This window comes from Pseudomonas sp. P2S-1 (genome assembly GCF_057197725.1).
Genome location: NZ_CM170068.1, coordinates 2,033,023 through 2,056,694, shown reverse-complemented (window position 1 = coordinate 2,056,694; position 23,672 = coordinate 2,033,023). Strand labels below are relative to the sequence as shown.

Here is a 23,672-nt window from a genome sequence, read left to right as displayed (position 1 = left end):
GGGTTCGGGTGCGGGTCACGCACCGCTGGCGCTGGTCGCCGGTTTCACGGTCTGGTTGTTCTGCAGCACCGGGGCTGCTTCTGCACGTTGCGCTTCGGGTTCGGGCTGGCCGTCGAGGGCACGGTTGAGCTGGGCGCTGTCCAGGGCGCCGACCCACTTGGCAATGGCCAGGGTGCCGACGGCGTTACCGATGGTGTTGGTGATGGCGCGGGCTTCGGACATGAAGCGGTCGACGCCGAGCAGCAGGACCATGCCGGCCACCGGGATGCTGCCCAAGGAGGCCAGGGTCGCGGCCAGGGTGATGAAGCCGGAGCCGGTCACGCCTGCCGAGCCCTTGGAAGTGAGCAGCAGCACGCCGAGGACGATGAGCTGGTCGGTCAGGCTCAGCGGCGTGTTGGTGGCCTGGGCGATAAAGATCGCCGCCATGGTGTAGTAGATGCACTGGCCGTCGGGGTTGAAGGTCAGCCCGGACGGAATCACCAGGCCCACCACCGGTTTCGACACCCCGGCCTTTTCCAGCTTGCCCATCAGTTGCGGCACCACCGATTCCGAGGAACTGGTGCCCAGTACGGTGAACAGCTCTTCCTTCAGGTACTTGAGGAACTTCCACAGGCTGAAGCCGGACAGGCGGGCGACGAAGCCGAGGACGATCACTACAAAGAGGAAGCAGGTGATGTACATGGTCGCCATCAGCTTGCCGAGGGACACGATCGAGCCCAGGCCGTACTTGCCGACGGTGAAGGCCATGGCGCCACAGGCCGCCAGCGGGGCGACGCGCATCACCATGCCGACGATATGGAACATGCCGTGGGAGAAGCTTTCCAGCACGTCCACCACCGGCTTGCCGCGCTCGCCCAGGTGGGCCAGGGCGATGCCCAGCAGGGTCGAGAACAGCAGGATCGGCAGGATCTCGTTCTTGGCGAAGGCGTCGGTGACGCTGGCCGGGATGATGTGCAGGAGGAAGTCGGTGAAGCTGCCGGAGCCAGCCGCTGCTGCCGAGGTGTAGGTGGAGATGCTCTTGGTATCCAGGGTCGCCGGGTCGATGTTCATGCCCTGGCCAGGCTGGACCAGGTTGACCACCACCAGGCCCAGGACCAGGGCGAAGGTGGAGAGCACTTCGAAGTAGATCAGCGCCCGCGCACCGACCCGGCCCAGCTCCTTCATGTTTTCCATTTTGGCGATGCCGAGCACCACCGTAGCGAAGATGACCGGCGCGAAGACCATCTTGATCAGCTTGATGAAAGCGTCGCCCAAAGGCTTGAGATCGACGCCGACTTCGGGCCAGAACACCCCGAGGGCGATACCGAGGCTGACGCCGATCAGAACCTGCACATACAACTTGCCTAGAACTTTCATGGCCGTTTTTCTCCGCTTTATTGTTGTGAGTCGGATTTTTTCTTGTCGGCCGGGCTTATCGCGCCGCTGCGACCAGGCAAGTCGTGGCGGCGGGATAGCCCAGTTTTCGTGTGGGTAATCACGGGAGGGAAAGTTAAAGGTTTTTCTGAAATGTGGTAATACAATGAAATTCACTTCATTGTTTACCTGAGGTTACTAATGAGTCCGGTCTCGGAATTGGCCTTCTTCATCCAGTTGGTGCGGCTCGGCAGCCTGGCGGCGACGGCGCGGGAACTGAACCTGACCCCGCCGGCGGTTTCCAAGCGCCTGGCCCAGCTGGAGCAGCGCCTGGGCGTGCGCCTGCTCAACCGCACCACGCGCAGCATCAGCCTCACCGCCGAGGGCGAGCTGTACCTGGTCAATGCCCAGCGCATCCTTGGCGAGATCGAGGAGATGGAGCGCCAGGTGTCCAGTAGCCGGGCCGAGCCCAAGGGGTTGTTGCGGGTCAATGCGCCGTTGGGCTTTGGGCGGACCCATGTCGGGCCGGCGATTTCCTCGTTCGTCCAGCGCCATCCGGAAGTGGAAGTGCAGTTGCAGCTCACCGACCGGCCGATCAACCTGCCGGACGATGCCATCGACGTGGCCATCCGTTTCGGCGACCTGCCGGACTCGCGGCTGATCGCCCGCAAGATCGCCAGCAACCGCCGGCGCCTGTGCGCCTCGCCGGCTTATCTGGCGCGTTGCGGGATGCCCGAAACCCCCAGGGACCTGGCCAATCACGACTGTATCGTCCTGCGCCAGAACGACGCCGCCTTCGGCAGTTGGCGCCTGAGCCGGGGCAAGCAGGCGGAGTCGGTCAAGGTGCGTGGCGGGCTGAGCACCAACGACGGCGAAGTGGCGTTGAACTGGGCGCTGGACGGCCACGGCATCCTGATGCGCGCGGAGTGGAACCTGGCCCGGCACCTGCGCTCCGGCGAGCTGGTGGAAGTGCTCGGCGAGTACGAAACGCCGCCGGCGGATATCTACGCGGTGTACCTGGAGCGCCTGAACCTGTCGGCCAAGGTGTCGTTCTTCATCGAGCACCTGCGCGCGTTCTTCCAGCGTGAAGCCTGGAAATAGGAAAAATATCGCTCGGGTGCAGGAAAATCCTCGGTCGGCGTTTTCTGCGGCTAGGGTAAGGTGACGGGTCAAACTGCCAGGAGACGTTCACGTGGCGACCTACACCCTGCGACAACTCAAGTACTTCGTCACCACGGTCGAGGCCGGCAGTGTCGCCGAGGCCTCGCGCCAGCTGTATATCGCCCAGCCGTCGATTTCCACGGCGATCAAGAGCCTGGAAGAAAGCTTCGGTGTGCAGTTGTTTATCCGCCATCACGCCCAGGGTGTGTCGCTGACCCCGAGTGGCAAGCGCTTCTATGCCAAGACCAAATCGCTGTTGCAGATGGCCCGGGAGTTCGAGCAGAACGCCCTGGCCGACAACGACACTGTGGCCGGGCAGATCGATATCGGCGTGTTCGAGACGGTGGCGCCGCTGTACCTGCCGCGCTTGATCGCCGGCTTTCGCGAACGGTATCCGGGGGTGGATATCCGCATGCGCGACGGCGAGCAGCAGGAGCTGGTCCAGGGGCTGACATCCGGGGCGTTCGACCTGGCGTTCCTGTATGACCACTACCTCGACAACACCATAGAGACCGAGCCGCTGATGCCGCCGCAAAAGCCTTACGTGTTGCTGCCGCACAAGCACCGTTTTGCCGGGCAGGCCCAGGTCTCGTTGCGCGACCTGTGTCCGGAACCGATGATCCTGCTGGACGTCGCCCCGAGCCGCACCTACTTCGTCAGCCTGTTCAACGACCTGGGGCTGACCCCCAACATCGTCTTCAGCTCGCCGTCGATCGAAATGGTGCGTGGCATGGTCGGGCAGGGCTTCGGCTTCTCGCTACTGGTGACCCGGCCGAGTTCGGAATGCACTTATGACGGGCAGAAGGTGGTGGCGGTGGAGATTGCCGAGCCGGTGGAATTGTCCGGGCTGGTCACGGCCAGGCTGAAGCGGGTGCAACTGACCCGGCCGGCGCAGTTGTTCGTGGATTTCTGTCGGGAAGAACTCTCTACCACACATCACCCGTAGGAGCGTGGCTTGCCCGCGAAGGAGTGCGCAGCGCTCCCAAAATTGTGTTGTCACCACCAATTCGGGACCGCTGCGCGGTCCTTCGCGGGCAAGCCACGCTCCTACCTGGATTGCATATGCTGCAATACTCTTTTGGTAGCTCAGCGATGCGGTCTTACTACCTTGAAATTTCACCTTTCAAGGAAGAAACCTCATGTCCAGACGCCTGCGTATTGGCCGATACTCCGAGCCGGGGCGGCTCTACCTTCTGACCTGTGTTGTGCAGGACCGCGAACCGCTTTTCCATGATTTGAAACTAGCCCGGATCGTCATTCAGCAGTTCCGTCTTGCCCAGGAGGAGGGTGTAGTCAACTCACTGGCCTGGGTGGTGATGCCCGACCATTTGCACTGGCTTGTAGAGCTGACGGAGTGGAAGTTGGACGCGGTGGTCCGAAGGCTGAAGTCTCGCAGCTCGCATGAAATCAATGCACTCAGGCAACGACAGGGCAGGCTGTGGCAGCCCGGGTTCCATGACCGTGCGTTGCGCAAGGAGGAAGACATTCGTGCGGTAGCCCGCTACATCATCGCCAACCCGATAAGAGCTGGCCTTGTCGAAAAGGCCAGGGACTACCCGCACTGGGATGCCATCTGGCTGACGTGACCTTGACCTGTAGGAGCGTGGCTTGCCCGCGAAGGACCGCGCAGCGGTCCCAAAATCGCGTTGTCGCTGCAATTTTGGGACCGCTGCGCGGTCCTTCGCGGGCAAGCCACGCTCCTACAAGAGCAGGTGCAATCAGTCCGGAATCACCGCGATCACATCGATTTCCATCAACCACTCCGCCTGCGCCAGCCCGGCCACCACCAGGCCGGTGGAGATCGGGAACACGCCCTTCAGCCACTTGCCCACCTCCTTGTACACCGGCTCGCGGAAGCGCGGGTCGGTAATGTAGGTGGTGGTCTTGACGATGTGACTGAGGTCCGAGCCCGCTTCTTCCAGCAGTTGCTTGACGTTCTTCATCGCCTGCTCGGCCTGTGCCCGCGGGTCACCGAGGCCCACCAGGTTGCCGTCGAAGTCGGTGCCCACCTGGCCACGCACATACACGGTGTTGCCGGCACGCACGGCCTGGCACAGGTCGTTGTCCAGGGTCTGGTTGGGGTAGGTGACCTTGGTGTTGAACATGCGGATGCGGGTATGGGTAGGCATCAGTTGACTCCTTCGAGAGCGGCGGTTTCAGACGGTTCGGTAGCGGCGGGGGACTGGCGCTGGGCCTTGTCCTGGTACGCCTGGTAAGTGCGTTGGGTGGCGATATGGCCAGCGACGTGCTTGGCGTCATGCCACACGCCCCAGATGAACGACGAGCCCCGACGGGACAGCCATGGCAGGCCGAGGAAGTACACGCCTGGTTCGCTGGACACACCGCGCTGGTGCCTGGGTTTGCCATTGGCGTCGAAGGCGTCCACCGCCAGCCAACTGAAGTCCAGGCCGTAGCCGGTGGCCCAGATCACGCTGGTGACGCCGGCCTTGGCCAGGTCCAGTTCGCGGATCGGGTGGGTCATGCACTCGGGATCGGCCAGGCGCTCGCGGGCTTGCGGCTCTTCCGGCAGGTCGAGGCCATTGCGTTCGATATAGGCGTCGGCGGCGTCCAGCAGGGCCAGGTAGTTCTCGTCGCCAAGGCGGATGTTGTCCACCAGGTTGTCCTGGAAGCGCGCGATACCACCCTCGAACGACTGGGTCAGGCCGACCAGGGTCATGCCCTGGTGGGCGAGGGCGCGGAAGTCCACGGTATGGCCGCCACGGGCGCCGCTGACGGCGATGGTCACGTGCTCGCGGCCGGGCTTCATGATTTCCGCGTCCCACTCGCCGAGCACGCCCAGCCACCAGCAGAAGTCACGGTTGCGGTAGGCACGCGGCGGACGGTCATGAGCGCCCACGGAGAGATAGACCTTGCGGCTGGCGCGCATCAGTTCGTCGGCGATCTGTACGCCGGACGACCCGGCGCCTACCACCAGCACTGCGCCTTGCGGCAGTTGCCCGGGGTTGAAGTAGGCGGCGGAGTGGATCTGGTGCAGGGCTTCGTCCTTTGGCGCGATGGCCGGGATCACCGGGCGCTGGAACGGGCCGGTGGCGGCGACGACGCGGGCGGCGCGGATCGTGCCTTCGCTGGTCTCGATGGTGAAGCCCGGGCGGTCGGCATTGCGGGTGACCTTCTTCACCTCGACACCGGTGCGGATCGGCAGGTCGAACTTGCGCACATAGGCTTCGAAGTAATCGGCGACCTGGTCCTTGCCGGCGAAGGCGTCGGCGTCGAGGTCGAACTCCAGGCCGGGGAAGCGGTCGTGCCAGACCGGGCCGTTGGCCACCAGGGAATCCCAGCGGCCGGTGCGCCAGGCTTCGGCGATGCGGTTGCGTTCCAGCACCAGGTGCGGCACGCCGAGCTTGCTCAGGTGTTCGCTCATGGCCACCCCGGCCTGGCCGGCGCCGACCACCAGGGTATCGATTTCAAGGTTGTTCAAAGTCATGTCCATTGCCCTGTTCTCTAGGCGTTGTTGTTCAGGGACGGTCAGTGGAACCGCCGTTGCCTGGGGCCAGACTAGGGAAGCGCAGGGAAAGGCGAAAATAGTTAATAGCTGGGGGTTGGCGATAAAAAGGCGAGGGTGGGGGTGTTCTTTCGGGCCTCATCGCTGGCAAGCCAGCTCCCACAGGTTATGCAGCGAGCCTGCCGGCGATGAGGGCAGTCCAGACAACCTTTTTCCTAAGCCCGAAGCACATTTTTCATCGTTTCCCCCATCTCCCCGTTGCCCCACCATCGCCTGGACAGCCACAACAAACGGGCCGCATGGACGGTCCTCAGGGAGAGCACGTGCAAGATCTCGGCTTCTGGCAGCAACGCGCTGCGCAACAGACCTTCATCGACCAGGCACTGATCGGCGGCCGCCGTGTCAGCGCGCAATCCGGCGCCACCTTCGATTCCATCAACCCGGCTACCAACCAGTTGCTGGCGCGCGTCGCGGCCTGTGGCGAAGCAGAAGTCGACCTCGCCGTCGCCAGCGCCCGCCGCGCCTTCGAGCAGGGCCCCTGGGCGCGCATGGCCCCGGGCGAGCGCAAGAAGGTGATGCTGCGCCTGGCCGAGCTGATCATGAGCCACCGCGAGGAACTGGCCCTGCTCGACTCGCTGAACATGGGCAAGCCGGTGATGGACGCCTACACCATCGACGTGCCGGGCTCGGCGCATGTCTTCGCCTGGTACGGCGAGGCGCTGGACAAGGTCTACGACCAGGTCGCCCCGACCGCCGCCAACGCCCTGGCGACCATCACCCGTGAAGCCCTCGGGGTGATCGCCGCCGTGGTGCCGTGGAACTTCCCGCTGGACATGGCCGCCTGGAAACTCGCCCCGGCGCTGGCCGCCGGCAACAGCGTGGTGCTCAAGCCGGCCGAGCAGTCGCCGTTCTCGGCCCTGCGCCTGGCCGAGCTGGCCCTGGAGGCCGGGATTCCGGACGGGGTGTTCAACGTGGTGCCGGGCCTGGGCGAAAGCGCCGGCCGTGCCCTCGGCCTGCACCCGGACGTGGACTGCCTGGTGTTTACCGGTTCGACCCAGGTCGGCAAGTACTTCATGGGCTACTCGGCGCAGTCCAACCTCAAGCAGGTCTGGCTGGAGTGCGGTGGCAAGAGCCCGAACCTGGTGTTCGACGACTGCCAGGATCTCGACCTTGCGGCGGAAAAAGCCGCGTTCGGCATCTTCTTCAACCAGGGCGAAGTCTGCTCGGCCAACTCGCGGCTGTATGTGCAGCGCTCGATCCATGACGAATTCGTCGAACGCCTGCTGGCCAAGGCCCGCGACTGGCAACCGGGCGACCCGCTGAACCCGGCCAGCCGCGCCGGGGCCATCGTCGATGCCGAGCAGACCGGGCGTATCGTCAAGGCCATCGGCAAGGCGCAGGAGGAGGGCGCTCGTCTGCTGGCCGGTGGTCGCCAGTTGACCTTCAATGGCTCCAGCAACTTCATCGAACCGACGATTTTTGTCGGCGTCGACAACGGGATGAGCGTGGTTTGCGACGAGATCTTCGGCCCGGTGCTAGCGATCAGCAGCTTCGACAGCGAAGCGCAGGCGGTGAGCCTGGCCAACGACAGCATCTACGGGCTGGCCGCCTCGGTGTGGAGCGACGACCTCAACCGTGCGCATCGTGTTGCCCGCCAGTTGAAGGCCGGCACCGTATCGGTGAATACCGTGGATGCGCTGGACGTGACCATTCCATTCGGCGGTGGCAAGCAGTCGGGCTTCGGCCGTGATCTGTCGCTGCATTCGTTCGACAAGTACACGCAACTGAAGACCACCTGGTTCCAGTTGCGCGGTTAAGCAGATTTGCGCTGGCTGTTCCGGCCTCATCGCTGGCAAGCCAGCTCCCACAGTGTCCGCGTCGCCGCCGAACCCTGTGGGAGCTGGCTTGCCAGCGATGAGGCCGGTGCAGCCACCACATTACTTCTCAGACACCCAGTTCAAGGATCCCCAACATGACCTTCTCCATCATCGGCCGCTGCCCCGAAACCGGCCAGGTCGGCATCGCCATCAGCTCCTCCAGCATCGCCGTCGGCGCCCGTTGCCCCTGGGTGCGTGCCGGCGTCGGCGCAGTCTCCACGCAAAACATCACCCTGCCAGCCCTGGGCCCGCAGATCCTCGACCTGCTCGAACGCGAACAGATCGCGCCCGCCGAGGCCCTGGAACGGGTGCTCGGCTCCAACGGCTGGAGCGAATACCGCCAGGTCACGGTGATCGACAGCCACGGCAAGGTCGCCCTGTTCACCGGCAGCGAAGCCCTCGGCGTGCATAATGCGGTAGCCGGCGAGCAATGCGCTGCAGCGGGCAACCTGCTGTCTGGTCGCCATGTGATCGAAGCCATGGTCAGCGCTTTCGAACAGGCCGACGGCCAGTTGCCCGACCGCCTGCTGGCCGCCATGCACGCCGCCATGGCCGCCGGTGGCGAAGCCGGTCCGGTGCACTCGGCAGCCTTGAAAGTGGCCGGCGAACTGACCTGGCCGCTGGTAGACCTGCGGGTCGACTGGGCTGACCAAGACCCGATCGGCCAGCTCGACGCCCTGTGGCAAGCCTACCGCCCGCAGATGCAGGACTACGTCACCCGTGCCCTCGACCCCACCACCGCACCGAGCTACGGAGTGCCGGGCGATGAGTGAAACGAGCAGCCGCGATCTGCTGGAGCGCCTGATCGCCTTCCCGACGGTCAGCCGTGATTCCAACCTGGAGCTGATTGCCTTTATCCGCGACTACCTGGCCAGCCACGGCGTGGACAGCGAGTTGTTCCTCAACGATGAAGGCACCAAGGCCAACCTGTTCGCCACCATCGGTCCGCGCGATCGCGGTGGCGTGGTGCTGTCCGGGCATACCGACGTGGTGCCGGTGGACGGCCAGGCATGGACGGTCGAGCCCTTTGTCATGAGCGAGCGTGACGGTCGCCTGTATGGCCGTGGTGCTGCGGATATGAAGGGGTTCATCGCCTGCGTGCTGGCAGCGGCCCCGGCCTTTGCCGCCGCGTCGCTGCACACGCCGGTGCACCTGGCGTTTTCCTATGACGAGGAGGTCGGCTGCCTCGGCGTGCGCTCGATGCTCGCCGCCCTGGAGCAGCGTGCGCACAAACCGACCCTGTGCCTGATCGGCGAGCCCACCGGGCTCAAGCCGGTCCTCGGCCACAAGGGCAAGCTGGCGATGCGTTGCCAGGTGCATGGCGCGGCCTGCCATTCGGCCTATGCGCCTTATGGCGTGAACGCCATCGAATATGCGGCGCGGTTGATCGGCAAGCTGGGAGAGATCGGTGAGCGCCTGAGTGCGCCCGAGTTGCATGATGAACGCTTCGACCCACCGTTCTCCACGGTGCAGACCGGGGTGATCAAGGGCGGCCGTGCGCTGAATATCGTCCCGGCGGAATGCGAATTCGACTTCGAGGTCCGTGCCTTGCCGGGCTTCGATGCCCAGGTGGTGGCGGATGAACTGGAGCGCTTTGCCGAAGCGGAGCTGGTGCCGAGGATGCAGGCGGTCAAGGCTGACACCGGCGTGAGCCTGAGGCCGTTGAGCGCCTATCCGGGGCTGGCGACGGCGCCGGATAGCGAAGCGGCCAGGTTGCTGGCGATGCTCAGTGGCTCCGATGAGTTCGGCACCGTGGCCTTTGGCACCGAGGGCGGGCTGTTCGAGCAGGCTGGGATTCCCACCGTGGTGTGCGGGCCGGGGAGCATGGACCAGGGGCACAAGCCGGATGAGTTCGTCAGCCTGGAGCAGTTGCAGGGTTGTGACGCGATGCTGGGGCGGTTGCTGGATTATTTGCGGGAGTGAGGGGGCTGCGCCGTCAGGGGTAGGAGCGTGGCTTGCCCGCGAAGGACCGCGTAGCGGTCCCAAAGCCTGCCACGCCGAATATCTGACTGAATGCGATCTGCTCGGCGCTGAATCCGAACTCTGGACTCAACGATACTCGTGCGGGATGGTTTTGGGACCGCTGACGCGGTCCATCGCAGGCAAGCCAGCTCCTACACCGATCGCGTTGTTCGAATACCGCCTCAATGGCCCGCTCAACTTCTGTTGCATATGTCTGGAAACTTCACCGATTTCCGACTTTCTTGTAGGCAATTTCCCAAGCATACTCCCGACCCCCGCTTGGTGGTTGCGTCCTTGGGAAACCCTGCCTAGTCTTCGCCGGTCGTCGCACATCGACGACACGGATTAGCAGTCCGAATGGCTAGTGCATTCCAGCGACGCTTGTAATGGCGGCTGTGCGTGTGGGCACCTTCGGGTGCGCCGGGTCTCCTAGCCCTCGGTCTGCTAACCCGCGTACAGCTGTCACCCACTCGCGGAAAAAAGGCCGCGGAGCAACCCTCCGCGGCCTTTGCTTTCAACCAGCCAGCGCGATCAGTGCGCAGCCGCCAGCTTGGCGCTCGTCTGCCGCCGACGGTACGCACTGTCCCGGGTCGCCAGCCAGTAGTACAGCGGCGAGGTGATCAGCAACCCCACCAGCCACGACAGGTCGGCGCCATCGATATGCGCCGAGACCGGGCCGACATACAGCGGAGTGTTCATGAACGGGATCTGCACCACGATGCCGATGGCATAGGCCAGCAGCGCTTGCGGGTTGTAACGGCCATAGATGCCGCCATCGACCTTGAAGATCGAGGCGATGTCGTAGTCGCCCTTGTGGATCGCGTAGAAGTCGATGAGGTTGATCGCCGTCCACGGCACCAGCACCACCAGCAGCACCAGGACCATATCGACGAAGTGCCCGATGAAGTCCGCCGAGGCGAATACCGCCACCACGCAGCAACCCAGCAGCACCACCAGCGACAGCACGGCGCGGCTTTTCGCGGTGGGGATCCAGCGATACGCGAAGGTCTGCACCAGGGTAATCAGCGACAGCACCGCGCCATACAGGTTGAGGGCGTTATGGCTGATCACGCTGAGCAGGAACAGCACCAGCATCAGCGGGCCGATGGCGCCAGTGGCGAGCTTGACCGCGTCCATGCTGTCCATGCCGGCCGGTACCGCCAGCACCGCGACGGCGCCGAACACGAACGACAGGCTCGACCCCAGGGCCGAACCCAGGTAGGTGGTCCAGAAGGTCGCCGCCACCGGCACGTTGGCCGGCAGGTAGCGCGAGTAATCGGACACGTATGGGGCAAAGGCGATCTGCCACAGCGCGGCGAGGGACACGGTGGCCAGCCAGCCGGACAGGTTGAAGCTGCCGCGGGTGAGGAAGTCATCGGACTGCACATGGGTGAGGATGTAGCCGAAGCCGACCACGATGCCGATGCCCAGCACCCAGGTGCCGATGCGGTTGAGCACGTGGATGAAGCGGTAGCCGATGATGCCGATGATCCCCGAACCGAGGGCACCGATGACGATGCCCACCGGCACCGGAATGCTCTCGGCCACGCCATGCAGGGACTTGCCGGCGAGGACGATGTTGGAGGCGAAGAAGCCGATGTACATCAGCCCGGCGATCACCACCACCAGCAGGGCGCCGAGGGAACCGAACTGGGCGCGGCTCTGGATCATCTGCGGGATGCCCATCTGCGGGCCCTGGGCCGAGTGCAGCGCCATCAGCACGCCGCCGAGCAGGTGACCGACGAGGATCGCGACGATGCCCCAGACCAGGTTCAGGTGAAACAGCTGGACCCCGAGGGCCCCGGTAACGATAGGCAACGGCGCGATATTGCCGCCGAACCAGAGGGTGAACAGATCCCTTACCTTTCCATGGCGATCTTCAGGGGGCACGTAGCCGATCGTATGTTTCTCGATGAGCGGTGCGGATGACGCTGCGTTGGTCATGACGGACTCCAAGGCAAGGATGAGCACGCTGGGCGCACTTCAGTTTTTGTAGGGAGCCGATCTTGAGGGGGCAGGGGCGGGGGCGAAATTAGTAAATATGTGTTCTCAGGCGTTAAAAAAACTTGGGGGTCGACTCGGTCCCTGTGGGAGCTGGCTTGCCAGCGATTTGGCCAGACCTGACAACATCATTGCCCAAGCCGGCCTCATCGCTGGCAAGCCAGCTCCCACAGGGACCGTGTCCAGTCCTTGCCATTTCACGGCAGGCTCAGGTTAAATGCGATTAATTACCATTTGTTTCGGTGCAGTCCCCCCGCCATGTCCTCCCCCGACCTCTCCCTGCAAAAGGCCGTGCACACCCTGTACGAGGATCACCACCCCTGGCTCTGCGCCTGGCTGCGCAATCGCCTGGGTTGTGTCGAGCATGCGGCGGACCTGGCCCAGGACACCTTCATCCGCGTCATCACCCTGCGCAAGGCCGCCGACCTGCGCGAGCCGCGGGCGTACCTGAGCAGCGTGGCGCGCAGCCTGATGATCGATTCGTTCCGCCGCCGCGCCCTGGAACAGGCCTACCTGGAGGCCCTGGCGGCACGTCCGGAAGCTGTCGATATCTCCCCGGAAACCCGCCTGCAGATCATCGAGACCCTGGTGGAAATCGATCGCCTGCTCGATGGCCTCGGCAGCCGCACCCGGGAGATCTTCCTCATGGCCCAGCTCGATGGCCTGAGCTACGTGGAGATCGCCCGGCGCCTGGAGGTGTCGGTGACCACGGTGAAGAAACACGCGGTGCGCGCGTTGACCCATTGCCTGCTGCTGGTCGAGGACTGACGCGTGACGCTGCCCCGTGATGTGCTGGAAGCCGCCGCGCACTGGTTCGTCGAGCTGCGCTGCGAGCCGGATGCGGCGACCCGTGCCGCCCACCAGCACTGGCTCGACAGCGACCCACGCCACCAGCAGGCCTGGGCGCGTCTTGGGCGCCTGCAGGGCACCTTCGGCCAGGTCGCCCCGCAACTGGCGCGGACCACGCTGGCCGGGGCCAGGGCCAAGCGCCGTGAGGTGCTCAAGGTGCTCTCGCTGTTGCTCGCGGCAGGCGCTGCGGGAACCCTGGCCTGGCGCGATACCACGGTGCAGGGTCTGCTCGCCGACCAGCGCACCGCCACCGGCGAGCGCCGTGCCCTGCGCCTGGAGGACGGCAGCCAGTTGCAACTCAACACCGCCAGCGCGCTGAACATCCGCTACAGCGCCGACCTGCGCCAACTGGAGCTGCTGCACGGGGAGATCCTCGTGGAAACTGCACGCGACGTCCTGGCCCGGCCTTTCGTGGTGCACACCGCCGAAGGCAGCCTGCGCGCGCTCGGCACGCGCTTCCTGGTGCGCCGCGAGGCCGGGCTGACCCGGGTCTGCGTGCTCGAGCACGCCGTGGAAGTACGCTGCGCCGCAAGCACCACGCCAATCCGCATCGACGCCGGCCAGCAACTGGCCTTCAGCACCGCGCAGCCCGGCCCGCTTCAGGCCGCCCCGGCCCAGGCCGACGCCTGGAGCCGCGGCATGCTGGTGGTCAGCGACTGGCGCCTGGGCGACTTCATCGCCGAGCTGCAACGCTACCGCCCCGGTCACCTGGGCTGTGCCGAGGCTGTCGCCGGGCTGCGGATCTCCGGGGCCTTTCATCTGGCCGACAGCGATATCGTCCTCGACAACCTCACCAGCACCTTGCCGGTGCGCATCCGTCGTTTCAGCCGGTTCTGGGCGCGGGTCGAGGCTGCCTGAAAAAAATTCCAGCGGGGGGTTATCGATTGCGCAACAGCTTCGACTTGTAGGTAGAGGCGCCACAGAGACGCCGTTAATCACTGCCACAGGGCGAAAGGAAAACCCATGTCCCGTTACATCGAGCATCGTTCCCCCCGCGTGACCTTCACCACCTGCGCCCTGCGCCGGGCCATCCGCTGTGCCCTGCTGGGCGCCACCCTGGCCGTGCCGGTCGGCCTGCTCGGCAACGTGCAGCCGGTGCTGGCCGACAGCCTGGGCGCCACCACCTTCGATATCCCCGCCGGGTCGCTGGACAACGCCCTGGCCCAGTTCGCCGCCAGGGCCGGGGTGACCGTGTCGTTCGACCCGGCCCATGCCCGCGGCCTGAAGTCGCCGGGGCTGCACGGCCAGTACGACGTCGACAGCGGCCTGCGTCAGTTGCTCAGCGGCAGCCGCCTGCAGGCGCTGCGCCAGGCCAACGGCAGCTACTCGCTGTTGCCGATGGCGGGCGAGGGCGCAATGCAGCTGGACAGCACCACCATCACCGGCACCGTCGCCGAGTCGGCCTGGGGCGCGGTGGACGGCTATGTCGCCAGCCGCAGCGCCAGCGCGACGAAAACCGACACGGCGATCCTGGAAATCCCCCAGAGCATCAACGTGGTCACCGCCGCGCAAGTGGAAACCCAGGGCGCACGCAACCTGACCCAGGCCCTGCGCTACACCCCCGGCCTGAACATCGGCGGCTTTACCGACCGCAACAGCATCGCCGACGAAATCACCAGCCGCGGCTTCGCCCCGACCCCGCTGTATTTCGACGGTGCCTACGTGCCTTATGCGGGCAGCCTCGGCGGTGCGCCACAGATCGACCCCTACACCCTGGAGCGCATCGAGGTGCTCAAAGGGCCATCCTCGGTGCTGTTCGGGCAGAACCAGCCGGGCGGGCTGGTCAACATGGTGTCCAAGCGTCCGACCTTCGAAGCGCGCAACCAGGTCAAGCTGGGTGCCGGCAGCTATGACCGGGTCAATGGTGCCTTCGACAGCAGCGGGCCGCTGGACGAGCAGGGCACATTCGCCTATCGCCTGGTCGGCGTGGCCAACAAGGGCGGCGACCAGGTCGACCACACCCACAGCGAGCGCATGCTGCTGGCGCCGAGCCTGAGCTGGCGGCCGAGCGAGGCGACCACCCTGACCCTGCTGGCGCAACTGCAGCGCGACAATGGCGCGGTCGACTACCAGTCCTTGCCACGCATCGGCTCCCTCGACCGCGGCCCCAACGGCCAGCGCATCGACCGCAACTTCTACTCCGGTGACTCGCACTACAACGACTACCGCCGCGACCAGTACATCCTCGGCTACGAGCTGCGCCACGACTTCAACGACGACCTGACCCTGCGCTCCACCGCGCGCTACCTGGATATCCGCGACCGTTACCGCGGCTTCTACCTGCGCAGCTTCGTCAGCGACGGCGGGGTTACCGACTACACCCGGGCCAACCGCACCAAGCTCGACTGGCGCCAGCACAACATCGCGTACACCGTGGACAACAACCTGGAGTACCGCTTCGCCACCGGCGCCCTGCAGCACACCACCCTGGTGGGCGTCGACTACCGCCACTTCAGCCGCAAGTACGATGGCTACAACGCCAACAACGTGCTGCCGGTAGACCTCTACGGCAAGAACAACTACGACACCTCCAGCGTCACCCCGGTGCTGGATACCCAGTGGGACAACACCGTGCGCCAGACTGGCGTCTACCTGCAGGACCAGATCCGTCTTGACCAGTGGCTGCTCACCGTCGGCGGGCGCCAGGATTGGGCCGAGATCGACAACAAGGACCTGCTCGCCCACTCCATCGCCTCGCAGCGCGACAGCAAGTTCACCGGCCGGGTGGGGCTGACCTACCTCACCGACTTTGGCCTGGCGCCCTATGTCAGCTACTCGCAATCCTTCCTGCCCAGTGTCGGCACCGCTGCACCGGAGCGCGGCGGCAAGGCCTTCGAGCCGACCGAGGGCGAACAGTATGAAATCGGGGTCAAGTACCAGCTGCTGGAGAAGACCCTGCTCACGGCCTCGGTGTACCAGGTCAAGCAGAAGAACGTGCTGACCGGCGATACCGAGTATCCGCAGTACCAGGCGCAGAGTGGCGAGGTGCGTTCGCGGGGTGTTGAGCTGGAGTTGAAGAGCAGCCTGGACGCTTTCGATGTGCTGGCGGCGGCGGGTTATATCGACTCGTTCTACACCAAAAGCACCTATGGCGATCAAGGTAACCGCAACGAATCCCAGGCGCCGGTCTCGGCCAGCCTGTGGGTGGATTACCACGTCACGGCGGCGGGGCTGGACGGGCTGACGGTGGGTGGCGGGGCGCGTTATACCGGGCGCAAGCCGGGGGACTCGTCGCATTCGTTCGAGGTGCCGTCTTACACGGTGTATGACCTTACCGTGCGTTACGACCTCGGGAGGCTGGAGCCGAGCCTGCGCGGGTTGCAGGCGAGCGTGAACCTGCAGAACCTGTTCGATCGCGAGTACGTGTCGGACTGCAACTATGCGTTCGGCTGCTACTACGGGCAGGAGCGGGTGGCTTCGGTGCAGATGACCTACGACTGGTAAGGATCCGAGGGCCTCATCGCAGTTCAAGCCAGCTCCCACAGGGTTTTGCGGCGCATGCAATACCTGTGGGAGCTGGCTTGCCAACGATAGGGCCCTCAAGAACCCCGCAAAAATCAGACCCCTTTGGTCGACGGCAACAGCACCGTCAATATCCCAAGCAACGGCAGGAACGAACACAGGGTGTACACCTCGGTGATCCCGTGCAGGTCCGCCAGGTGCCCGAGCAGTGCCGCGCCGATCCCGCCGAAGCCGAACATCAGGCCGAAGAAGATCCCGGCGATCATCCCCACGTTGCCTGGCACCAGCTCCTGCGCATACACCACGATGGCCGAGAAGGCCGACGCCATGATGAAGCCGATGATCACACTCAGCACACTGGTCCAGAACAGGTCGGTGTAAGGCAGCATCAGAGTGAACGGCGCAGCACCAAGAATGGAGAACCAGATCACCGCCTTGCGCCCGATCCGGTCACCGATCGGCCCGCCGAAGAAGGTCCCAGCCGCCACCGCCCCGAGGAACAGGAACAGGTGCAGCTGCGAACTGGCCACCGACAGGTCGAACTTCTCGATCAGGTAGAAGGTGAAGTAGCTGGTGAAGCTGGTCATGTAGAAGTACTTGGAGAACACCAGCAGGGCCAGGATCACCAGGGCGAAGGTCACCCGGCGCTTCGACAGACCGTGGGTGGCCTTGGTCCCGGCCTTGAGCTTGAACAGGCTCAGGTGGTGGCTGTACCAGCGGCTCAGCTTGTACAGGACGAACATCGAGAACAGCGCCACCAGGCCGAACCAGGCGGTGTGGCCCTGGCCGTAGGGAATGATGATCGCCGCCGCCAGCAGCGGGCCGAAGGCGGAACCTGCATTGCCGCCGACTTGGAAGGTCGACTGGGCCAGGCCATAGCGGCCGCCCGAGGCCAGGCGGGCAATGCGCGAGGCTTCCGGGTGGAAGGTCGAGGAACCGATGCCCACCAGCGCCGACGCCAGGAGAATGGACCCGAAGCTGCCAACGAAGGCCAGCATGATGATGCCGACCAGCGTGCAGATCGAACCGACCGGCAGCAGCCACGGCTTCGGATGGCGGTCGGTGTGGTAGCCGACCCACGGCTGCAGTAGCGAGGCGGTGAGCTGGAAGGTCAGGGTGATCAGGCCGATCTGGGTGAAGCTCAGGCCGTAGTTGGCCTTGAGGATCGGGTAGATCGACGGCAGCACCGCCTGGATCAGGTCGTTGACCAGGTGGGCCAGGGCGCAACCGGCGATGATCTGCATCACCAGCTGGCTGCCAGGGCTGGCGGTCGATGTGGCTGAAGCGGGTGGAGCGGTACTGGTTGTTGTACTGGACATGCGGGACCTTCCGGAAATAACTCGACACACAAGGAGAAAGCGAGCTTATGCTAGGCGCCCCCCGGTCGCCTGTCTCGCGCGATTGGGACAACAGCTGTCGAGAAACGGGCAAGATGATCAGAACACTGGACGAATTTGTCCGCGATATCGACCGTGGCGACTGGCGCCTCGTCAGCAGCGCCACCGATTACCCGGAAAACTGGTTTATCCATCCTCACTCGCACGAGAAGCACCAGTTGATCTACGCCATCGAGGGCGTGATGGTGGTGCACTCGGCCCAGGAGCAGTGGACCGTGCCCCCCAGCCGCGGCATCTGGATGCCGAAAGGGCAGGTGCATTCGATCCGCTGCGTCGGCCCGGTGAAGATGCGCAGCGTGTTCGTCCACCCCGACGATAGCCTCGACCTGCCGATGCAGACCTGCGCGGTAAGCATCTCCAGCCTGCTCAGCGAACTGATCAAGGTGTCGGTGGAGATCCGCCATCCCCATGCTCCGGACTCCCGGGAAGCACGGGTGCTGCGCTTGATCCTCGACGAACTGGAAATCCTCCCGACCCTGCCCTTGAACCTGCCGCAACCGGACGAACCGCGCCTGCACACGATCTGCGCCGCCTTGCAGACCGACCCCGGCGATGCCTCGACCCTGGCCGACTGGAGCGCGCGCCTGGGCCTGGACGAGAAGACCATCCAGCGCCTGTTCCAGCGCCACGCCGGGATGACCTTCGGCCAATGGCGCCAGCAGGCGCGCTTGCTGGCGGCGCTGGAACGGATCGCCCTGGGTGAGAAGATCATCGATGTGGCCGGGGCGCTGGGCTACGACAGCCCGAGCGCGTTCAGCGCGATGTTTCGCCGGCATTTCGGGCGCACGCCGAGCGGCTTCTTCCGCTGAGCCCCGGCTTTGCGGCTAGAATCCGCGCTTGCCCCTTCAGACAGGAGTCACCCCGTGCGGGTCCCATCTCTCCCGCGAACCCTGGTTCGCCTGCTTTCCTGCGGCCTGGCCGCGCTTGTCCCGCTGCTCGCCAGCGCCACCGACAGCCGTGGCGAACTGGATGCCGCGCACTTCGAGGGCTTGTCCCGGTCCACCTACCAGTTGGAAAACTTCTCCGAGCGTTATCGCGCGACCCTGGAGATCGCCGACCAGGACGATGTCTTCCGTCCCGGCATCATCAGCGTCTATGACAAGCAGGGCGGCCAGGCGCTGTTGCAGGTGCGTTCGGAGGAGCTGGTGCTGGACCAGCAGACCGGCTCGGAGGAAGTCCGGGTCAATATCCACGAGCTGCCCTACGGCGAGCAGAGCGTGCTGGTGTACCAGGATTTCAACCTCGACGGGATCAAGGACCTGGCCCTGATGGACGGCCAGTTCAGCTGCTACCACGGCCCGTCGTACCAGGTCTTCCTCGGCACTGCCGACGGCTTTCGTCACAGTGAATCCTTCACCCGCCTGGCCCAGGAGTACTGCGGGCTGTTCTCGGTGGACGAGAAGGCCCGGGAGATCAACACCTTCACCAAGGATGGCTGCTGCTGGCACGAGTCCAGCACCTTCGTCCTGGAGAAGGGTGAGCCGGTGTTCAAGGTGCGCGCGTCGGTGGGGCACAACGATCCGTCCGGGCTGATCGTCGAGACCCTGGAGGAAAACCGGGGCGGCAAGCGGGTCAACAGTGTGCACCGCTACTGGAATGCGGAAGACCCGCCCGAGGTGCTGCTGGCGTTCCGCCTGGCGCCGTCGGGCAAGCGCATCATCCTGTTCAAGAGCCCGAACGACGGGCGTCCGACCTATGCGGCGCTGGACCAGCGTGACGAGGCGGTATTGCTGTACCCGGACGAGGAGGGCGAGGGGATCGAGGCGGATGCACGCCAGGTGCGTTTCTCGCGTGGGGACACCATTTGGCGCATCCTCGCCGACGAGCAGGGCCGGCTGTTGAAGATGCAGGTGGAAGTGAAGGGCAAGGTCACTGACCTGAAGCTGATGCCGGATGGGGTGGAAGGGTCGCTGGAGAAGGTGGCGGCGGCCATGGCGGAGGCTGGCTGAAGATCTCAGTTGGCCTCATCGCTGGCAAGCCAGCTCCCACAAGGTTCGCGGCGCATGCCATACCTGTGGGAGCTGGCTTGCCAGCGATGAGGCCATCAGCCCCACCGAAAATTCCGGATCAGTAGGCGTAGCGCAAGGTCGTCATGAAGTTGCGCGGCGCCCCATACAACCCCGCCGCCGTGGTCGTCAGGTATTCCTTGTCGAACAGGTTGTTGACGTTCACCGTCGCCGACAGCGACGGGCTGATCTGGTAGCGCGCCATCAGGTTGGCGATCGCATAGCTGCTCTGGGTGGTGGCATAGCTCAGGGCATACCCCGTCTCGCTCTGCCAGTTGACCCCGCCACCCACGGTCAGCTTGTCCAGCTCGCCAGGCAACCGGTAGGTGGTGAACAGCTTGACGCTGTTGCGCGGAATCTCGGTGACGATGCGCTCGTCCTCCGAGTTGAAGCTGACGTTGTACGAATAGCCCCCGGTGACCTGCCAGCCCTCGAGAATCTCGCCGTTGACCTCCAGTTCCACGCCTTCGCTGGTGGTCCCGCTTTCCGCCTTGTAGGCCTGGAAGCCATTGGGTTGCAGCCGGCCGCCATCGGCCACCGCCAGGTTGTCCTGCTCCACACGGAACAGCGCCAGGCTCGCATTCAGACGGTCTTCAAGAAAGCCGGCCTTGATCCCCACCTCGTAGCCCGTACCTTCCTGCGGATCCAGCGGCGTGCCGTTGACGTCGCGGATATTGGCGTTCTGCGGGTTGAAGATCTGCGTGTAACTGGCGTACGCCGTCCAGGTGTCGTCGAGGTCGTAGACCAGCCCGGCATAGGGGATGACGATACCGGTCTCGGTGCGTTCGGCCTTGGTCACCGCGCCGCTGCTGTACAGCCAGCTCTTGCTGTCGCGGTTCCAGTCCACCACCCGCGCGCCGAGGATCAGGCTGGCGGCGTCGGTCAGGTGCCAGCGCGAAGTGAGGTAGGCGGCGTACTGGGTTTCGGTCAGGTCGCTTTCGCCGAGCTTGTTGAACACCGGCTTCGGCGTGTGGCCGTCCCAAGTGAAGATATTGTCGATGCTCCCGGCATAGCCCGAACTTGCCCGCTGCCAGCCGCCGTAGTTGGGCGTACCGCGCTCCTCGATACGCGACAGGGTGACGCCGCCGATCAGCTCGTGCTCGCGGCCGAACAGTTCGAAGCCGCCGGTGAGGTAGGCGTCGATATTGTCCTGGGTCGGCGCGGCCTGCCAGCGGGTCGGCATGATGTAGGCGCCGCTGCCGTCGGCCATGTCGATTTCGCCATCCATGTAGGCGACCACCGTGTCGTAGTCGTTGCGCGCGTGGCTGTACTCCAGCTTGCCGCTCCAGCCATTGGCGAAGTGGTGTTCCAGGGAGGCAAACACGGTGCTTTGCTGGCGATCGTAGTAGGACCAGTCCGGCGAGGTGTTGAACGAACGCTTGAAGTCGGTACGCGCACCGTCAGTGGTGAACAGCGGGAAGCCGGTGCGCATCGGCGCGTTGCTGTGGGTGACCTGGTAGCTGAAGCCGGCGGTGACCAGGGTGTCCTCGTTCAGGTCCACCTCGCCGATGCCGTAGAGGGTGCTCAGCTCCTGGCTGAAGCGGTCGATCCAGGCGTGCTGGTCCTTCTGCTCGGCGACGAAGCGCCCGCGCACGTTGCCCGCGTCATTGAGCGCGCCGCCGACGTCGAGGCTCAGGCCATAGCGATCCCAACTGCCGGCTTCGGCGCTGATCAATACCTGCGGCTCGACCGTGGGCCGTTTGCGGATCAGGTTGATGGTCGCCGATGGATTGCCCAGGCCGCTGACCAGGCCGGTGGCGCCGCGCACCACTTCGACGCGGTCATACATGGCGGTGTTCTGGGTGTAGTTGTCCATGCGCGACGAGGTCGGCACGCCGTCGATCTCGAAGTTGCTGATGGCGAAGCCGCGGGACAGGTAGGCGGTGCTGTCGGCACCGAGGCTTTCGCGGACCACGGTAATGCCGGTAGTGGCGTCGAGGGCGTCGGTGAGGTTGTCGAGCTTCTGGTCCTCGAGGCGCTGGCGGGTCAGCACGGTGATCGACTGTGGGGTTTCCTTGAGCGACAGGTTCAGGCGCGTCGAGCTGCTGGACGACTCGGTGGTGTAGGAGCCGGAGCCTTCGGTGGTGGAGCCCGGCGCCTTGCCGGAGATACTCAGGGCGGTGAGCTCCAGGGCGCCGTCGCCGGCCGCGGCGCGGGGCATCAGGACGTAGCTGCCATTGGTTTCACGCCGGGCCTGCAGGCCGCTGCCTTCGAGCAGGCGGGCCAGCCCTTCGTCCACCGAGTACTCGCCTTGCAGGCCGGGGGAGGTCAGGCCCTGGGTCTGTTCACTGGGGAAGGAGAAGGTCACCCCGGCGCGGGCGGCGAACTGGCTCAGGGCCACGCCGAGCGGGCCGGGGGCGATATCGAAGCGCGCCACCTGGGTCTGCGCCATGGCCACGCCGGGCAGCACCAGCACGGGGCTGGCCAGCGCCCCCAGCAGGGCCAGATGGATTGCGCGAGCCAGGGGGCTCGCGGCTTGCTTGGCAAAACGGGACATGCGGATTTCCTTCGGTTGGCGTGGCACATATGCGGCAGTTGTCGCCGCTTCAGTGCATGGCCGGATGAGAATGAAAATCGGCAACCCCAGTGAAGAAAGTTTTTTCACGCGGCATCGAGGCGCACCCAGTAGCGGGTCAGGTAGCGCACCCGGACGGGCAGGGCGGTGGCGAGGTTTTCCAGCACGGTGTCGGTGTCGTCGAGGCGGAAGGCGCCGGTGACCTTGAGCCCGGCCACGCTGTCGGCACAGGTCAGGTAGCCCCGGCGGTAGCGGCCCAGTTCGCCGAGCAGGCGTTGCAGCGGCCAGTCCACGGCCATCAGCATGCCGTGGGTCCAGGCGTCGCTGGCGTCGGCCAATGGGGTGACAGGCAGCAGGTGCCGAGGATCGAAGCCCGATTGCTGTCCGGCTTCGACCCGTTGCAGCGTTGCCGGTGTGCTGGCCGGGCGCAGTTCCACCGCGTGCTCGAACACCTTCACCTCGCTGCGCCCGTCATGGCTGTACACGCTGAAACGGGTACCGAGGGCGCGCACGCTGCCTTCCGGGGTGTGTACCAGCAGCGGCCGGTTGGCCGGGTCCTTCGCGGTTTGCAGCAGCAGTTCGCCGCGGTGCAGTTGGATCTCCCGCAACGAACTGCCGTAGTGCACATCCACGGCGCTGTCGGTGTTGAGGATCATTTGGCTGCCATCGGCCAGTTGCAGCTCGCGGCGCTCGCCCTTGGCAGTGCGGTACCGGGCCAAGCGCGACGACAGCGGCTCCAGCGTCTGCAGGCTGGCTCCCGTGGCGCCGGCCATCAGCAGCAGGCCGAGGACCTTGTTCACGGCACGCCGTTTGGCCCGCACATCCGCCAGGGTCGGCAGGGCCAGTTCCGGGGAGAGCAGGGCCAGGCGCTGTTGCAGTTGCTCCACCTGGGTCCAGGCCTCGGCGTGCCTTGCGTCTTCGGCCAGCCAGTTGCGCCAGGCCTTGCGTTCCTGCTCGCAGGCCGGCGCGGCACTGAGGTTGACGTACCAGGTGGCGGCGGCTTTCAGCACTTCGCGATCAAGCATCGGTTCAGCCCTGGGCCAGCAGCAGACAATGGGTGATGGCGCGGACCATGTGCTTCTTCACCGTGGTCACCGACACCCCGAGGCGCTCGCCCACGGCGACGTAGCTCAGGCCTTCGAGCTGCACGGCGAGGAAGATGCTGCGGGTGCGCTCGCCGAGTTCGTCGAGCATGGCGTCGACGGCGGTCAGGGTCTCGATGATCAGCAGCCGGGTTTCCGGGGAGATGTCCGTGGCTTCCGGGCGCAGGGCCAGGGTGTCGAGGTAGGCCTGCTCGACGGCGCGGCGGCGGAAACGGTCGATCATCAGGGCGCGGGCGATGGAACTGAGGTAGGTGCGCGGCTCGCGGATCGCCTCGACATTGCGCGCGCTGAGCACGCGGACGAAGGTGTCCTGGGCCAGGTCCGCCGCGTCGCTGGAGTTGCCCAGGCGCGTGCGCAGCCAGGTGTTCAGCCAGCCGTTGTGCTGCTGGTAGAGGTGGTGCAGGGCGGAGGTGTCGGACATGGCGGAAAAGGTTATTGAGAATTATTCGCTGTATTGTTGGCGAAAAGGGGCCGCAATAACAAGGCTTCAGGGCTGTGTTGTTCCTGAGGGCCTCATCGCTGG

General features: G+C 65.1%; 19 protein-coding genes. 11 read left to right on the top strand and 8 right to left on the bottom strand.

The window, feature by feature from the left end; genetic code table 11:
- Nucleotides 1–15: 15 nt before the first annotated feature.
- On the bottom strand, nt 16–1,356 hold the full coding sequence (locus AC2CQI_RS09050) for a dicarboxylate/amino acid:cation symporter (protein WP_484579931.1): 1,341 nt from the start codon (nt 1,354–1,356) through the stop codon (nt 16–18).
- A 198-nt stretch (nt 1,357–1,554) separates the two neighbouring features.
- Between AC2CQI_RS09050 and AC2CQI_RS09045 the strand changes: the two genes are divergently transcribed.
- The 3 genes from AC2CQI_RS09045 to AC2CQI_RS09035 all read left to right on the top strand — a co-directional run bounded on the left by AC2CQI_RS09045 (nt 1,555) and on the right by AC2CQI_RS09035 (nt 4,100).
- Nucleotides 1,555–2,454, top strand: coding sequence for a LysR family transcriptional regulator (locus tag AC2CQI_RS09045; protein WP_484579930.1), 900 nt, complete (start codon nt 1,555–1,557; stop codon nt 2,452–2,454).
- A 91-nt stretch (nt 2,455–2,545) separates the two neighbouring features.
- A complete protein-coding gene (locus AC2CQI_RS09040) occupies nt 2,546–3,460 on the top strand; it encodes a LysR substrate-binding domain-containing protein (protein WP_484579929.1) in 915 nt (304 codons plus the stop codon).
- Nucleotides 3,461–3,653: 193 nt separating this feature from the next.
- Complete coding sequence (locus AC2CQI_RS09035) at nt 3,654–4,100, top strand: REP-associated tyrosine transposase (RefSeq protein WP_484579928.1); 447 nt, start codon at nt 3,654–3,656, stop codon at nt 4,098–4,100.
- 132 nt (nt 4,101–4,232) lie between these two features.
- Here AC2CQI_RS09035 and AC2CQI_RS09030 read toward each other — a convergent pair whose 3' ends face one another.
- Nucleotides 4,233–4,643 (bottom strand): RidA family protein, encoded by a 411-nt coding sequence (locus AC2CQI_RS09030; RefSeq protein ID WP_484579927.1) that lies wholly within the window; start codon nt 4,641–4,643, stop codon nt 4,233–4,235.
- The gene (locus tag AC2CQI_RS09025) at nt 4,643–5,959 is read right to left on the bottom strand and encodes a flavin-containing monooxygenase (protein ID WP_484580601.1); all 1,317 of its coding nucleotides are present in this window, start codon (nt 5,957–5,959) and stop codon (nt 4,643–4,645) included. The genes AC2CQI_RS09030 and AC2CQI_RS09025 overlap by 1 nt, the downstream gene beginning before the upstream one ends.
- Before the next feature lie 341 nt (nt 5,960–6,300).
- Between AC2CQI_RS09025 and AC2CQI_RS09020 the strand changes: the two genes are divergently transcribed.
- The 3 genes from AC2CQI_RS09020 (at nt 6,301) to argE (ending at nt 9,777) form a co-directional block, all read left to right on the top strand.
- Entirely contained in the window at nt 6,301–7,794 is a 1,494-nt protein-coding gene (locus AC2CQI_RS09020) for an aldehyde dehydrogenase (RefSeq protein WP_484579926.1), read from the top strand.
- A gap of 155 nt (nt 7,795–7,949) precedes the next feature.
- Complete coding sequence (locus AC2CQI_RS09015; protein WP_484579925.1) at nt 7,950–8,627, top strand: DUF1028 domain-containing protein; 678 nt, start codon at nt 7,950–7,952, stop codon at nt 8,625–8,627.
- Nucleotides 8,620–9,777, top strand: a complete 1,158-nt coding sequence (gene argE, locus AC2CQI_RS09010; RefSeq protein WP_484579924.1) for an acetylornithine deacetylase — start codon at nt 8,620–8,622, stop codon at nt 9,775–9,777. The genes AC2CQI_RS09015 and argE overlap by 8 nt, the downstream gene beginning before the upstream one ends.
- Before the next feature lie 570 nt (nt 9,778–10,347).
- Here the strand turns inward: argE and AC2CQI_RS09005 are convergent.
- A complete protein-coding gene (locus tag AC2CQI_RS09005) occupies nt 10,348–11,760 on the bottom strand; it encodes a purine-cytosine permease family protein (protein ID WP_484579923.1) in 1,413 nt (470 codons plus the stop codon).
- 315 nt (nt 11,761–12,075) lie between these two features.
- Here AC2CQI_RS09005 and AC2CQI_RS09000 point away from each other — a divergent pair, with 315 nt between their 5' ends.
- The 3 genes from AC2CQI_RS09000 to AC2CQI_RS08990 all read left to right on the top strand — a co-directional run bounded on the left by AC2CQI_RS09000 (nt 12,076) and on the right by AC2CQI_RS08990 (nt 16,110).
- Complete coding sequence (locus AC2CQI_RS09000) at nt 12,076–12,585, top strand: sigma-70 family RNA polymerase sigma factor (RefSeq protein WP_484579922.1); 510 nt, start codon at nt 12,076–12,078, stop codon at nt 12,583–12,585.
- 3 nt (nt 12,586–12,588) lie between these two features.
- Complete coding sequence (locus AC2CQI_RS08995; RefSeq protein WP_075804614.1) at nt 12,589–13,524, top strand: FecR domain-containing protein; 936 nt, start codon at nt 12,589–12,591, stop codon at nt 13,522–13,524.
- Nucleotides 13,525–13,629: 105 nt separating this feature from the next.
- The gene (locus tag AC2CQI_RS08990; RefSeq protein ID WP_484579921.1) at nt 13,630–16,110 is read left to right on the top strand and encodes a TonB-dependent siderophore receptor; all 2,481 of its coding nucleotides are present in this window, start codon (nt 13,630–13,632) and stop codon (nt 16,108–16,110) included.
- Between the two features lie 113 nt (nt 16,111–16,223).
- Here AC2CQI_RS08990 and AC2CQI_RS08985 read toward each other — a convergent pair whose 3' ends face one another.
- Nucleotides 16,224–17,447 carry an MFS transporter gene (locus tag AC2CQI_RS08985; protein ID WP_075804612.1) on the bottom strand — a complete coding sequence of 408 codons (1,224 nt, stop codon included), beginning with the start codon at nt 17,445–17,447 and terminating at the stop codon, nt 16,224–16,226.
- A 113-nt stretch (nt 17,448–17,560) separates the two neighbouring features.
- Here AC2CQI_RS08985 and AC2CQI_RS08980 point away from each other — a divergent pair, with 113 nt between their 5' ends.
- Together AC2CQI_RS08980 and AC2CQI_RS08975 are read left to right on the top strand one after the other, a co-directional pair.
- Nucleotides 17,561–18,334, top strand: coding sequence for an AraC family transcriptional regulator (locus AC2CQI_RS08980; protein ID WP_484579920.1), 774 nt, complete (start codon nt 17,561–17,563; stop codon nt 18,332–18,334).
- Nucleotides 18,335–18,388: 54 nt separating this feature from the next.
- Nucleotides 18,389–19,474, top strand: a complete 1,086-nt coding sequence (locus AC2CQI_RS08975) for an XAC2610-related protein (RefSeq protein ID WP_484579919.1) — start codon at nt 18,389–18,391, stop codon at nt 19,472–19,474.
- 118 nt (nt 19,475–19,592) lie between these two features.
- On the opposite strand, the gene AC2CQI_RS08970 is transcribed toward AC2CQI_RS08975, so the two are convergent.
- From AC2CQI_RS08970 to AC2CQI_RS08960, 3 genes are all read right to left on the bottom strand, one after another.
- Entirely contained in the window at nt 19,593–22,028 is a 2,436-nt protein-coding gene (locus AC2CQI_RS08970) for a TonB-dependent siderophore receptor (RefSeq protein WP_484579918.1), read from the bottom strand.
- Nucleotides 22,029–22,132: 104 nt separating this feature from the next.
- The gene (locus AC2CQI_RS08965) at nt 22,133–23,071 is read right to left on the bottom strand and encodes a FecR domain-containing protein (protein WP_484579917.1); all 939 of its coding nucleotides are present in this window, start codon (nt 23,069–23,071) and stop codon (nt 22,133–22,135) included.
- Nucleotides 23,072–23,075: 4 nt separating this feature from the next.
- Nucleotides 23,076–23,570, bottom strand: a complete 495-nt coding sequence (locus AC2CQI_RS08960; RefSeq protein WP_075804608.1) for a sigma-70 family RNA polymerase sigma factor — start codon at nt 23,568–23,570, stop codon at nt 23,076–23,078.
- Nucleotides 23,571–23,672 lie beyond the last annotated feature (102 nt).

Bases quoted from the DNA above. Each gene is read 5' to 3' on its own strand.
- AC2CQI_RS09050 (WP_484579931.1), bottom strand. From the start codon at position 1,356: ATGAAAGTTCTAGGCAAGTTGTATGTGCAGGTTCTGATCGGCGTCAGC.
- AC2CQI_RS09045 (WP_484579930.1), top strand. From the start codon at position 1,555: ATGAGTCCGGTCTCGGAATTGGCCTTCTTCATCCAGTTGGTGCGGCTC.
- AC2CQI_RS09035 (WP_484579928.1), top strand. From the start codon at position 3,654: ATGTCCAGACGCCTGCGTATTGGCCGATACTCCGAGCCGGGGCGGCTC.
- AC2CQI_RS09030 (WP_484579927.1), bottom strand. From the start codon at position 4,643: ATGCCTACCCATACCCGCATCCGCATGTTCAACACCAAGGTCACCTAC.
- AC2CQI_RS09025 (WP_484580601.1), bottom strand. From the start codon at position 5,959: ATGACTTTGAACAACCTTGAAATCGATACCCTGGTGGTCGGCGCCGGC.
- AC2CQI_RS09015 (WP_484579925.1), top strand. From the start codon at position 7,950: ATGACCTTCTCCATCATCGGCCGCTGCCCCGAAACCGGCCAGGTCGGC.
- argE (WP_484579924.1), top strand. From the start codon at position 8,620: ATGAGTGAAACGAGCAGCCGCGATCTGCTGGAGCGCCTGATCGCCTTC.
- AC2CQI_RS09005 (WP_484579923.1), bottom strand. From the start codon at position 11,760: ATGACCAACGCAGCGTCATCCGCACCGCTCATCGAGAAACATACGATC.
- AC2CQI_RS09000 (WP_484579922.1), top strand. From the start codon at position 12,076: ATGTCCTCCCCCGACCTCTCCCTGCAAAAGGCCGTGCACACCCTGTAC.
- AC2CQI_RS08990 (WP_484579921.1), top strand. From the start codon at position 13,630: ATGTCCCGTTACATCGAGCATCGTTCCCCCCGCGTGACCTTCACCACC.
- AC2CQI_RS08985 (WP_075804612.1), bottom strand. From the start codon at position 17,447: ATGTCCAGTACAACAACCAGTACCGCTCCACCCGCTTCAGCCACATCG.
- AC2CQI_RS08980 (WP_484579920.1), top strand. From the start codon at position 17,561: ATGATCAGAACACTGGACGAATTTGTCCGCGATATCGACCGTGGCGAC.
- AC2CQI_RS08970 (WP_484579918.1), bottom strand. From the start codon at position 22,028: ATGTCCCGTTTTGCCAAGCAAGCCGCGAGCCCCCTGGCTCGCGCAATC.
- AC2CQI_RS08965 (WP_484579917.1), bottom strand. From the start codon at position 23,071: ATGCTTGATCGCGAAGTGCTGAAAGCCGCCGCCACCTGGTACGTCAAC.
- AC2CQI_RS08960 (WP_075804608.1), bottom strand. From the start codon at position 23,570: ATGTCCGACACCTCCGCCCTGCACCACCTCTACCAGCAGCACAACGGC.